General features: G+C 34.7%; 11 protein-coding genes. 7 read left to right on the plus strand and 4 right to left on the minus strand.

The genetic code is table 11. The features are described from left to right. The first annotated feature begins 33 nt into the window (after nt 1-33). A complete protein-coding gene (locus AC1RPQ_RS04555) occupies nt 34-1,611 on the plus strand; it encodes a peptide chain release factor 3 (RefSeq protein ID WP_481761505.1) in 1,578 nt (525 codons plus the stop codon). A 46-nt stretch (nt 1,612-1,657) separates the two neighbouring features. On the opposite strand, the gene AC1RPQ_RS04560 is transcribed toward AC1RPQ_RS04555, so the two are convergent. Together AC1RPQ_RS04560 and AC1RPQ_RS04565 are read right to left on the minus strand one after the other, a co-directional pair. Then, the gene (locus AC1RPQ_RS04560; protein ID WP_481761504.1) at nt 1,658-2,740 is read right to left on the minus strand and encodes a MucBP domain-containing protein; all 1,083 of its coding nucleotides are present in this window, start codon (nt 2,738-2,740) and stop codon (nt 1,658-1,660) included. 151 nt (nt 2,741-2,891) lie between these two features. Continuing rightward, a complete protein-coding gene (locus tag AC1RPQ_RS04565; RefSeq protein WP_481761503.1) occupies nt 2,892-5,123 on the minus strand; it encodes an ATP-dependent Clp protease ATP-binding subunit in 2,232 nt (743 codons plus the stop codon). Nucleotides 5,124-5,325: 202 nt separating this feature from the next. Between AC1RPQ_RS04565 and AC1RPQ_RS04570 the strand changes: the two genes are divergently transcribed. From AC1RPQ_RS04570 to AC1RPQ_RS04595, 6 genes are all read left to right on the plus strand, one after another. Beyond that, nucleotides 5,326-5,514, plus strand: coding sequence for a hypothetical protein (locus tag AC1RPQ_RS04570; RefSeq protein ID WP_057973672.1), 189 nt, complete (start codon nt 5,326-5,328; stop codon nt 5,512-5,514). A 151-nt stretch (nt 5,515-5,665) separates the two neighbouring features. Then, nucleotides 5,666-5,932, plus strand: a complete 267-nt coding sequence (locus AC1RPQ_RS04575) for a phosphocarrier protein HPr (RefSeq protein WP_409022159.1) — start codon at nt 5,666-5,668, stop codon at nt 5,930-5,932. After that, the gene (gene ptsP, locus AC1RPQ_RS04580) at nt 5,932-7,653 is read left to right on the plus strand and encodes a phosphoenolpyruvate--protein phosphotransferase (protein WP_481761502.1); all 1,722 of its coding nucleotides are present in this window, start codon (nt 5,932-5,934) and stop codon (nt 7,651-7,653) included. Before AC1RPQ_RS04575 ends, ptsP begins: the two co-directional genes overlap by 1 nt. 148 nt (nt 7,654-7,801) lie before the next feature. After that, the gene (locus tag AC1RPQ_RS04585) at nt 7,802-8,983 is read left to right on the plus strand and encodes a glycosyltransferase family 4 protein (RefSeq protein ID WP_481761501.1); all 1,182 of its coding nucleotides are present in this window, start codon (nt 7,802-7,804) and stop codon (nt 8,981-8,983) included. Between the two features lie 29 nt (nt 8,984-9,012). Further along, nucleotides 9,013-10,035: a glycosyltransferase family 4 protein gene (locus tag AC1RPQ_RS04590; RefSeq protein ID WP_481761500.1), complete on the plus strand. Its 1,023-nt coding sequence runs from the start codon at nt 9,013-9,015 to the stop codon at nt 10,033-10,035. Between the two features lie 3 nt (nt 10,036-10,038). Next, complete coding sequence (locus tag AC1RPQ_RS04595; RefSeq protein WP_481761499.1) at nt 10,039-11,067, plus strand: lysylphosphatidylglycerol synthase transmembrane domain-containing protein; 1,029 nt, start codon at nt 10,039-10,041, stop codon at nt 11,065-11,067. A 198-nt stretch (nt 11,068-11,265) separates the two neighbouring features. Here AC1RPQ_RS04595 and trxA read toward each other — a convergent pair whose 3' ends face one another. Then, a complete protein-coding gene (trxA, locus tag AC1RPQ_RS04600; RefSeq protein ID WP_481761498.1) occupies nt 11,266-11,577 on the minus strand; it encodes a thioredoxin in 312 nt (103 codons plus the stop codon). Nucleotides 11,578-11,679: 102 nt separating this feature from the next. After that, nucleotides 11,680-12,855 (minus strand): pyridoxal phosphate-dependent aminotransferase, encoded by a 1,176-nt coding sequence (locus tag AC1RPQ_RS04605; protein ID WP_481761497.1) that lies wholly within the window; start codon nt 12,853-12,855, stop codon nt 11,680-11,682. Nucleotides 12,856-12,973: the final 118 nt, after the last annotated feature.

The following is a 12,973-nucleotide window of genomic DNA, read 5'->3' on the forward strand; positions in this document are numbered from 1 at the left end:
ACTATGAGTAATATGTTTTAGAGAGGACAAAAAATGAATACAGAAGAATTAGAGACTCAAGTAAAAAAACGCCGAACATTTGCGATTATTTCTCATCCCGATGCTGGTAAAACAACCATTACAGAACAATTACTTTTATTCGGTGGGGTTGTCCGTTCTGCCGGAACAGTTAAGGGTAAAAAATCTGGTACTTTTGCAAAATCTGATTGGATGGAAATTGAAAAGAAACGTGGTATTTCTGTTACTAGTTCAGTTATGCAATTTGATTACGCCGATAAGCGGGTTAATATTTTAGATACACCTGGGCATGAGGATTTCTCGGAAGATACCTACCGAACATTAATGGCCGTAGATTCTGCAGTCATGGTTATTGATTCTGCAAAAGGAATTGAACCACAAACAAAGAAATTATTTAAAATTTGTAAAATGCGTGGCATTCCTATTTTCACATTCATCAATAAGATGGATCGTGATGGACGTGAGCCACTTGATTTAATGGCTGAACTCGAAGAGGTCTTGGGCGTTGAATCATACCCAATGAACTGGCCAATTGGTATGGGTAAAGGCTTAAAGGGATTATACGATATCTACAACCATCGTATTGAACTTTACCAAAAAGAAGATAAAGGCATGGACTACGTTGATTTAAATGACGCCGGTGAGATTGAAGGCGACCATCCTTTAAAAGAAGATAGTATCTATCAAGAAGTGCTAGATGAAATTGAATTATTGGGCGATGCTGGTAATACCTTTGATGAAGCAAAAATCGCAACAGGGGATTTAACGCCGGTTTTCTTTGGATCAGCATTAACTAACTTTGGTGTAAAAACGTTCTTAGATATTTATTTGAACTATGCACCAGCACCACAAGAACATAAAACGATTGAAGAAACAACGATACAACCAACAAATGAACATTTTTCTGGGTTTGTTTTCAAAATTCAAGCAAATATGAATCCTAATCATCGTGATCGAATTGCGTTTATTCGAATTTGTTCAGGTGAATTTGAACGTGGGATGGATGTTAAATTAGCAAGAACTGAAAAGAAAATGCGTTTATCTAATTCAACCCAATTTATGGCAGATTCTCGTGAAGTTTTAGAATCAGCTGTAGCTGGCGATATTATTGGATTATATGATACTGGTAATTTCCAAATTGGCGATACAATCAGTAACATGAAGAAACCAATTACCTTTGAAAAATTACCTCAATTTACGCCTGAATTATTCATGAGCGTTAATGCTAAAAATGTAATGAAACAAAAATCATTCCATAAGGGTATTCAACAGTTGGTTCAAGAAGGTGCTGTTCAATTATATAGAAGTTACAACACGGGTGACTATATTCTGGGTGCCGTTGGTCAACTTCAATTTGAAGTCTTCCAATTCAGAATGTTAAATGAATATAATTCAGAAGTTATCATGACACCAATGGGTTCTAAAACAGCTCGCTGGATTGATCCAGAACAATTGGATGAAAAGATGTCAAGTTCACGTAACTTACTTGTTAAAGATCGACAAGACTTACCGTTGTTCTTGTTTGAAAATGCATTCGCAGAACGCTGGTTTGCTGACAAATATCCAAACGTTACATTAACATCAAAACTATAAACGAAAAGAGGTATACCAATTGGTATACCTCTTTTTTGAGTGCTTATTAATTTAATGAGTAAGGCATTTTGATGTAAGTTTCATCAATAAAACCACCATCTTTTAATTCAAACCAAACATCATTACTTGATGATAACTGACTGATTAAAGTAACTTGTGTATTGTCAGCTAAAACTCGTAATTTTTTACCATAAGGTTTAGTGTAAATAGTTACAGATTTATTAGGAATGTAATCAATTGAAGCAGAGTGATTGATTATTTTTTTAGTAAATTCATTGGTGTCATTGTCGGGTAATAAAGCATATTTGGGTTGAATAATCATTTTTACATTAGAAGTACTTTCTAACCATTGATTGCCACCTATGCTGTACCAAATAGTTCCCAAATTCGTTTCGATTTTTTCAAATACTTGTAAAATAACGCCAGCAGGTAAGAAGGCGGGATAGGAGTTACCCTCGGGTAAGTCATAAGGACGTACGCGTTTTGTAATCTGGATGTATGCGTCAATTTGATCGACGGTTTTCCAATTGATGTTGCGATAATAATAGTAGATGGTTTGTTGTTCATTTGTGAAAGTACCATAACTAGTTTTTGAGGCACGCAATAAATTGAACCCTGGAATATTGACAGGGTCATAAGTGAAAGGGTCATTCAAATGGCCACGTAGTAAAGTGGGTGAGCCGATTAAGTAGCCACCATCAATATCTTGATTATAAATCCAAACGGCAGCGCCATGTTTCTTTTCATAGCTTAAAATAATAGCACCATAGTTGGTTACAAAAGTACTTGTGAATCCCGAAATGCCAACTAGATTATAATCATTGATTGGTTCAAATTGAAGTCTTAAATCGCTACCTATAGTGCCACTGATAATTTGCGGACGAGATAGATTATTATTATTTTGGTCTTTATAGTAAACAATCATTGTGGCATCTGAAACAGATGTTGGTAGAAAAGTTTTTTCTTCAATGACTTCATGTTTCTTTTGTTTTGGTGCCTTATATTTTTTTGTTGATTCAGAATTGAATACAAATTGTATATCGGAAGTGGAAGTAGGTTGGTCATTTTTTGTAAAAACAGACAACATATTCCGGAAGAAATCTCTTAAGGCGATTTTAATCAGCTCCATTCATAATCTAATATCATAATTATAACCTAAAAAGATTAATTATTGGGGAAAAGTGTTTGAAATATCGTTTATTTATTTAAAAGAATGAATAAAATAAAAAAAGATGCAGACTCAGAAAAAATTATCTGAGTCTGCATCTTTAGTTTAGCCTTTACTTTTCAACGTTAGAGTCGGAATCTTTAACATCAGTAGTTGTATCGGCTGATATCTTAATTTCATCTTTTTCAATTTTTGCAGCTAATTTTGTTACATCAGGATTATCAAGGTAGAAGTCAGCTATTTGATCTTCAATCTGTTCCTGGATAACACGTCTTAGTGGACGAGCACCCATTGCGGGATTGTAGCCTAAATCAACTAATTTTTCTTCAACCCGATTTGTAACGTGAAGTTCTAAGTTTTGATTTTTAAGAACTTTATTAACGTCATCAAGCATGATACTTACGATTGAAACTAAGTTTTCTTTACTTAATGAGTTAAATTCAACGATGTCATCAAAACGGTTTAAAAATTCAGGACGGAAGTAATTTGATAGTTTATCAATGATGGCATGGGTTGCACCAGTTGACGTTGCACCAAAGCCAACATTTGCTTCAGCATCAGCACTACCAGCGTTAGATGTCATAATGATAATCGTATCTTTGAAACTTACCACGCGACCTTGTGAATCTGTTAAACGGCCATCTTCAAGAATCTGCAAGAACATATGCATAACATCAGGATGTGCTTTTTCAACTTCATCTAACAAGATTAAACTGTATGGATTACGACGAACTTGTTCAGTTAATTGACCAGCTTCTTCATAACCAACATAGCCAGGAGGGGAACCAATCAATTTAGAAACTGAATGGTTCTCCATGTACTCACTCATATCGAAACGAATCATTGATTCTTTTGTTCCAAATAATTCTTTTGATAATTGTTTAGCAAGTTCTGTTTTACCAATTCCAGTTGGTCCAACAAACAAGAATGATCCGATAGGACGCCCAGATTTATTGAATCCAATCCGGTTACGGCGGATGGCGCGGGCCACTTTATCAATGGCGTCATCTTGGCCAATGACATTAGCTTGAAGGGAAGTGGCTAAATTTTTCAATTGTTGTTGCTCTTTTTCCTTTAGTTCGCCTACAGGAATCCCTGTTTTTTCTTCAATAATTTGTTCCATTTCTTTTTCGGTTACAATTGGTAATTCATCAGAATCAGTATTACTATCTTGTAATTCTTTGAATTTTGCGACTTGATCGCGATAGTAGGCTGCTTTTTCATAATCTTCGTCGGTTAGTGCAGCTTGTTTTTGAGTTTCAGCGTTTTTAATTTTTTCTGCAACTAATTTGGGATCAATAGCTTTAATGGTTAAATTCATTTTTGACCCAGATTCATCAAGTAAATCGATGGCTTTATCTGGTAAAAAACGATCTTGAATGTAACGGTCAGAGAGAGAAGCAGCAGCTTCAATTGCTTCATCACTATAATGAACATGATGGTAAGCTTCGTATTTCTTTTGAATACCTTTTAAAATGACGATTGACTCTTCGACACTAGGTTCATCAACTTGGATAGGCTGTAAACGACGTGCAAGCGCAGCATCTTTTTCGATTTGACGATATTCATTTAGAGTTGTTGCGCCAACGAGTTGTAATTCGCCTCGAGCAAGAGCTGGTTTTAGAACGTTACCGGCATCCATACCACCTTCAGCATTACCAGCGCCTACAATTTCATGAATTTCATCAATGAATAGAATGATAGACTTATCATTTTTAAGTTCCTTCATTAATTGTTGCATTCGTTCTTCGAACTGACCACGAATACCCGTTCCTTGAACTAATGAAACAACATCTAATCGAATAACTTGTTTGTTTAAAAGTTTTTGAGGAACAGCTGAATCAACAATTTTTTGAGCTAATCCTTCAACGACTGCTGTTTTACCAACACCAGCTTCGCCGATTAGAACAGGATTATTTTTTGTCCGACGATTCAAAATTTCAATGATTTGATTAATTTCTTGATCGCGACCAATGACCGGGTCAATATTTCCTGCCCGTGCCTCATCGGTTAAATTAAGACCGAATTGACCAAGGATTGTATCCTTACCATTATTTTTATTAGCGCCACCATTTCTACCAGCTTGGGTAGGAGGTGTCTGCTCTTTTCTTTGTGAACTATTATTTTGACTATTTGGTGCAATCGCATTAAATAAATCATCAAGGTTACCAAAGCTAAATGGATCTTGTTGATTATTACGGATTTGACCATTACTTAAACGCTCTTGTTCATCTTTTAGTAATCGATAACAATTTTGACATAAATCGTATTCTTGATGTTGACCATTTAAGTTAGTTGATAAGTGTATTGTCGCTGGATTGATTTGACAATTTTGACAGATCATATGTGTCACAACCTTTCATATTTCGTTCGTATAGTTTAGTTTATCTAAGATCAAAAACATGTTGACCATCTTTGACCTTCGATGAATAGTATACAAAATATGGAAAAATTCTGCAAGCAATTAGAACTCCTTTTTTACATTTTATGGAGGCTAATCTATAATGAATTTAGTATAGTAGATTTTAGTGAAAAGAGGTTTGAAAATGAGCGAAGATTATAAAGCAAAAATTGATGCATTGATTGCTGGTGAAATAGAGACAATAACAATCAACCCAGATGAATTTATGGCGTTTCAACTTGTTTGGCAAAAAGAAAAATTACGTAAGGCAATCGTTGGTAATGCGCAAAGAGAAGGTCAAATTATTTACAAATATGTTAGTTTGAAAAACTAAAGACTTGTATCATTTTTTAAATAATGGTATTATTTGTCTCTAAAGACTAATGTGTTTAATTTATTAATGAAAACGTGTTCTTTGCTTTTGTTAGTGGGTTATGCATTTTTCTAAAATAAAAAAATATAGAACATCAAGGAGATAATTAATTATGGAAAAGAAAGACTTTCACGTAATCGCAGAAACAGGTATCCACGCGCGTCCAGCTACATTATTGGTACAAGCAGCAAGCAAATTTACTGCTGACGTTGCTTTGGTTTACGGAGAAAAATCAGTAAACTTGAAATCAATCATGGGCGTTATGTCATTAGGCGTTGGTCAAAATGCTGATGTAACAATCACTGCTGATGGCGCTGACGAAACAGATGCAATCGCAGCTATTACAGAAACAATGACGAAAGAAGGACTTGCTGAATAATGTCGAAAATGCTAAAAGGGATTGCTGCTAGTGATGGTATTGCCATTGCTAAAGCATATATGTTAGTTCAACCCGATTTGTCATTCTCGCAAGTAAGCATTGAAGATCCAGAGTCAGAAATCAAACGCCTTGATGCTGCTGTTGCAGCATCAAGTGAAGATTTGAAACTAATCAAACAAAAAGCTGCAGAAAACCTCGGCGCAGAAGAAGCCGAGGTTTTTGAAGCTCATTTGACAATCCTTTCAGATCCTGAACTTATGGGCAACATTGGCGATAAAATCAAAAATGATAAGGTCAACGCTGAAGCAGCATTGAAGGATGTCACAGATATGTTCATTTCAATGTTTGAAGATATGACTGATAATGCTTATATGCAAGAACGTGCAGGCGATATTCGTGATGTTACGAAACGTGTAATGAGTCATTTATTAGGAGTTACAATTCCTAATCCTGCTCTTATCGATCAAGAAGTTGTGGTCGTTGCACATGATTTAACACCATCGGATACAGCCCAATTAAATCGTAAATTTGTTAAAGGATTTATTACTGATGTTGGTGGACGTACTTCTCATTCTGCTATTATGTCTCGTACGCTTGAAATTCCTGCTGTTGTAGGCGCTGGTGATCCAACGACTGCAATCTCAGAAGGTGATATGGTTATTGTTGATGGTATCAATGGTGACGGAATTATCAATCCTACTGCTGAAGAAATTTCAACATATGAAGCAAAAGCAAAAGCTTTTTCTGATCAAAAAGCTGAATGGGAAGAACTAAAAGACGCTAAAACAGTTACTGCTGATGGCGTACATTTTGATTTAGCTGCTAATATCGGTACACCTAAGGATGTTGAGGGTGCAGTAGATAATGGTGCTGAAGCAGTTGGTTTATTCCGTTCAGAATTCTTATACATGGATGCTAGTGAATTACCTTCAGAAGATGATCAATTTAAAGCTTATAAAGCTGCAGTTGAAGGTATGAATGGTAAACAAGTAGTTGTAAGAACAATGGATATTGGAGGCGATAAGGAATTACCTTACTTGCCATTACCAGAGGAAATGAATCCGTTCTTAGGATATCGCGCAATCCGTATTAGTTTGGATCGTCAAGATATTTTCAGAACACAACTTCGTGCTCTACTTAGAGCTTCTCATTATGGACAATTAGCAATTATGTTCCCTATGATTGCAACTGTTGATGAATTTAAATCAGCAAAAGCTATCTATACTGAAGAACGTACTAAGTTAATTGACGCTGGTGTACCAGTAGCAGATAAACTTGAAGTCGGTATGATGATGGAAATTCCTGCTGCTGTTATGAACGGTGATCATTTGGCTAAGTATGCTGATTTCTTTAGTATTGGTACAAATGATTTAATTCAATATTCAATGGCTGCTGATCGAGGTAATGAACAAGTGTCATACCTTTACCAACCTTATAACCCATCAATTTTACGTTTGATTAAAATGGTAATTGATTCGGCTCATAAAGAAGGTAAGTGGGCAGGTATGTGTGGCGAAATGGCCGGCGATCAAATTGCCGTACCTATTTTAGCTGGAATGGGACTTGATGAATTCTCAATGAGTGCTTCGTCAATTCTTAAAACACGTAGTTTAATGAAAAAATTAGATACAACAAAAATGAAGGAATTAGCTGATAAAGCTGTTTCTGACTGTGAAACTAATGAAGAAGTTATTGCATTAGTTGAATCTTACATGAAATAAATTAAACACAAAAAAACTGGTAATTTCGATTATCAGTTTTTTTGTGTTTAATTGGGAATAGATGAGAATAGTCTACTTTTATTGCATAACGGGTGAGAAACCAATATAATTAAAACTATTATATTAGAATAGACAAGGGGACCTTATCGTGAATATTGGAATTTTTACAGATACATATTTTCCACAAGTGAGCGGTGTGGCGACTTCAATAAAAACACTAAGAAACGAGCTCGAAAAAGAGGGACATACCGTCTATATCTTTACGACGACTGACCCACATGTTGATAAGACAGTATATGAACGTAATATTTTTAGATTCTCTAGTATTCCATTTGTTTCTTTTACAGATAGAAGAATTGCTGTTAGAGGCTTATTTCAAGCTTACCAAGTGGCAAAAGAACTAAATTTAGACGTTATTCATACACAGACTGAATTTTCTATGGGCTGGATTGGTAAATTTGTTGCAAGAAATTTAAAAGTTCCTTGTTTACATACCTATCATACAATGTATGAAGATTATTTACATTACATTGCCAATGGTAAGTTATTGAAACCATACCATGTTAAGCAAATGACAAAAACATTTGCATTCCATATGAGCGGGATTATCGCACCAAGTACACGCGTTCAGACGTTGCTACAGAAGTATGGTGTGAAATCAGAAATACGAGTTATCCCTACAGGGGTAGACATTTCTCAATTTGAACAAATTGAAACAGAAGATTATCGTTCTAAATTAGACATTTCTGAAGATCAACCAGTCATGCTTGCGTTAAGTCGATTGGCATTTGAAAAGAATACACAAGAAATTATTGATGGTATGCCAGCGATAATTAAAAAAGTACCGAATGTTTTACTCTTGATTGTAGGGGATGGTCCGGCACGTGAAACCCTTGAAGAGCAAACAGAAAGTTTAAATTTAAAGGACAACGTCAGATTTATTGGTGAAGTTGATAATGATGAGGTATTCCATTTTTATCAGTTAGCAGATTTATTTGTGTCTGCATCAGTAACAGAATCTCAAGGATTGACGTTTATCGAAGCTTTAGCTGCTGGAACACCGGTTATTGCTAAAACGGGTAAATATACTGACGAGTTAATGGAAAAACCAGAAGTTGGTAAAACTTTTTCATCTGAAACTGAAATGGTGACTGATATTATTGATTACTTAAATAGATGTCATGAAGAAGTTGATCCAGAGCCAAGATTAGAAAAGTTAAAAGAAATTTCAGCGGCAACATTTGGATCAAAAGTTGCTGAATTTTACCAAGATGCTCAAATTCATTATGTTGAAATAGAAGAAGAGGATGACGAAATCAGTCATCTATAAACGAATTTATTTTCAAAGGAGTTTCAACCATGCTATTAATTAACATGTTTTCTGCGGCCAATTCGGTTAAAGGACAAGGGGTCGGTAGCGCATATACCGAAATGATGAAGTTGCTCAAAGAACGCTTTCCAACTGAATTCAAAATTAGTGTGAATAAATATAGTCGCTCAGATATTAGTCATTACCATACCATCAATTTTCCTTATTACCTTTCGACTTTTATGCCAGGTAGAGGTAAAAAAATTGGCTATGTCCATTTTTTACCAGAAACACTTGAGGGAAGTGTTAAAATTCCACAACCTTTTAAAGCCATTTTTTATTGGTATGTAATTGCTTTTTATAAACGAATGGATCATATTGTCGTGGTTAATCCAAGTTTTATTCCAAAACTTGAAGCGTTTAAGATTCCAAAAGAACGCGTCACGTATATTCCTAATTTTGTTTCAAAAAAAGTTTTTTATGAAAAAACCGTGGAAGAAAAACAAGCTTTTAGAGATGCGTTAGGTATTCCAGCCGATAAATTTGTTGTTTTTGGTGATGGTCAAGTTCAAGAAAGAAAAGGTGTGCCCGATTTTATTAAGTTAGCTAAGCAAAATCCTGATATCCAATTTATTTGGGCCGGTGGCTTTTCATTTGGTAAGTTAACTGACGGTTATGCTGAATTAAAAAAAGTAGTTGATAATCCGCCTAGTAATTTAACGTTTACTGGGATTATTGATCGAGAAGCTCTAGTAAATTATTACAATATTGCTAACCTTTTCTTACTGCCATCTTTCAATGAATTGTTTCCAATGTCAGTATTAGAAGCATTTAGTTGTGGGACACCTGTATTATTGCGCGATTTAGATCTTTATAAAGCGGTTATTGAGGGCTATTATGATGCCGCGACAGATGTTAATGGTATGCAAATTAAATTGAGAAAATTAAAAGAAGATCCCAATGCGTTATCAGTTTTGCATGACAAAGCAGATCAGGCATCAGCATACTATTCTGAGGATAGATTGGCTGAAATTTGGCATCAATTTTACTTGGACCAGAGCAAAGAGGGCTAAAAGATGACTCGAAAAAACATAGGTTTATTGACGTTAATGGTTATAATTGGGATGGGGATATTCGCTTATTCTTTAAAAAATGTATCAATTCAGTCGCTCGTTAAAGCTTTAGTTAATATTAATATATGGTGGTTATTAGTAGCAGTATTTTGTATCTGTATGTACTTTGTCATTGAAGCATTTGTTGTTCAACGGTTCATGATAGGGCAACATAAAAAATTTACATTTAAGAATGCAATTCGTATTCCACTGATTGAACAATTATTTAATGGAATCACACCTTTTTCAACAGGTGGACAACCTGCACAATTGTTTGCGATGGCTCAGTCAGGTGTGGACGCTGGTCGTGCAAGTTCCATTTTATTAATGAAATTTGTCGTTTACCAGGCAATGATTGTTATTAATTTTATTGTTTGTTTACTAATTGGGTTTCAATACATTCAAGATAAAGTTAATTATCTAATGGTATTCGTGATTTTTGGATTTGTGATTCATTTAGCTGTGATTACTGCTTTGTTAATGATCATGTATTGGTATGGATTCACTAAAAAATTAGTGTATGTTTGTATGCTAGTTGTTAAGTTATTCGTTAAAGGGGATCGTTTTGATCGCTGGAATACAAGTATTTATTCAAAAATTGAAAACTTCCATAAAGAGAGTTTACGTATGAAGAATGAAAAGAAAATGATTTTTCACGTTTTTGTATTAACATTCTTCCAACTCGCGTTTTACTATTTAATTCCATACTTTATTATGTTGTCATTGGGATACACATCAGTGAATGTGATTATGATTACAGCACTTCATGTGCTTATTGTCATGGTAATTTCACTTTTCCCAATTCCGGGGGGAACTGGTGGTGCAGAATATAGCTTCGCGATTGTCTTTTCTAGTTTCATGACCAGTCACAGTAAATTGATTTTAGCCATGTTGTTATGGCGTATTTTAACTTACTATGTTGGACTATTTGCGGGAATGTTTGCTTTAGTTGTTAAACCAGATAAGGTAGAAGAAGTTGGAATTGAAGATTAAATAAATGAAATATGATAGTAACCATTGCTGATGATAGATTTTCTATTATTGGCAATGGTTTTTTTTGTGTTTTATAAGGAGAAGAACGTGTTTCTTTAAGCAATACTAAAATCGCTAATCAGTTTATTACTATTCAAAATAACGACAAAAAAGCACTGTCAAATGACAATGCTTTTATTAGTTAGCTTTTCAAAATCGTTAAATATATTGTGATAAAGCGTCTTTAACTTGCTCTTTTGAATGATAACCGACGAGTGTATCAACAACTTCGCCATCTTTTTTAATCATTAATGTGGGAATTCCCATGATACCAAAATCGTCAGCTGTTTTAGGATTTTGGTCAACATCCATTTTAGCAAATTTAACCTTGTCACCTATTTCTTGTTCTAATTCCTCAATTGCTGGTGATTGCATTTTGCAAGGGCCACACCATGTTGCCCAAAAATCCGTCAATGTTATACCTGAATCTGTAACTGTTTTGAAATTTTCATCTGTAATTGCTTGTACCATTTGAATTCCTCCTTTATTTATTTGAATATAATATCAGAGGAAATATAATTAGCCTAAATATATGCTTACAAAAAGTAAGTATAAAGAAATAACGCCGTATTTTTATTTATTTTGTGTCATGTAGTCATTCAAACGTTCCATCCCAAGCACTAAATTCTCCATACTAGAAGCGTAACTTAAGCGAACGTAACCTTGACCAGAATCACCAAAAGCAGTTCCTGGAATTAAGGCAAGTTTATTATTAAAAGCTAGTTCTTTACAGAATGCCATAGAATCTTGGTTATATCCTGCAGGAATTTTTGCGAAAATATAAAAAGCGCCACTAGGTTGTGCCATTTCAAAATGCATTTTTTTCATTTCAGCCATAACGAAATCACGGCGTTTTTTATATTCAACATTCATTATGCGACCATCGTCTTTACCGTCACGTAAGGCAGCAATTCCAGCACGTTGAGAAACACTTGTTGCAGAGGTTACTAAGTATTGATGAACTTTTTTTAATTCATCAGTCATCGCTTTGGGAGCAAGCAAGAATCCAATGCGCCAGCCAGTCATGGCATGCGATTTTGATAAACCATTAATTAGGACAGTTTGGTCACGGATATATTTTGCAATTGAGACATGTTCATGATCATAAGTTAATTCACTATAAATTTCATCACTAATTGCCCATAATTTTTGCTTTCTAATTTCATCAGTTATCGCAATAACTTCATCTTCGGTCCAAGAAATACCAGTTGGATTACTTGGATTAATTAGGATAATACCTTTAATATTTTCATTTGGATTATCTTTAACAGCTTGATTAATCATCTCAGGTGTTAATCTAAAGTTATTATCACGTGTGTTGATAAAAATTGGTTTAACCCGATTTAAAGTAATCAGTGGCATATAGCCAGGGTAGAGTGGCGTTGGGACAAGAACGGCATCGCCGGGGTTGAAGATAGTCTGTAAGGCAGTTGCGATGGCTTCAGTTGCACCAACTGTAACTAGAATTTCAGATTGTGCATCATAAGTAACGTCATATTTTTCATTAAAAAATTCACTGGCAGCTTCACGTAACTCAATATCACCAGCCATACCCATATAATGTGAGTAATTTTCATGAATGGCTTCGATGGCAGCTGCTTTAACATGATCGGGTGTATTAAAATCTGGTTCACCCATTGTTAATTTAATCATATCAGGAATTTGGCTCACTTCATCATCAAATTGACGAATATCTGAGACCTCTATTTTAAATACTTGATCGTTCAAATCTTTTCTAAATAAGCTCATTTTTATGCCTCCAAGTCTAATAACTAACAGTTTAGCATAAAAACAAGTTAAGAAACGATTATAATCTGCTTAATCAGGTGTAAATGTATAGAAAATTTGGTATTATTAACTATGATAT

The sequence above is a fragment of the Dellaglioa sp. CoH-57-MRSF-21 genome (genome assembly GCF_056781915.1).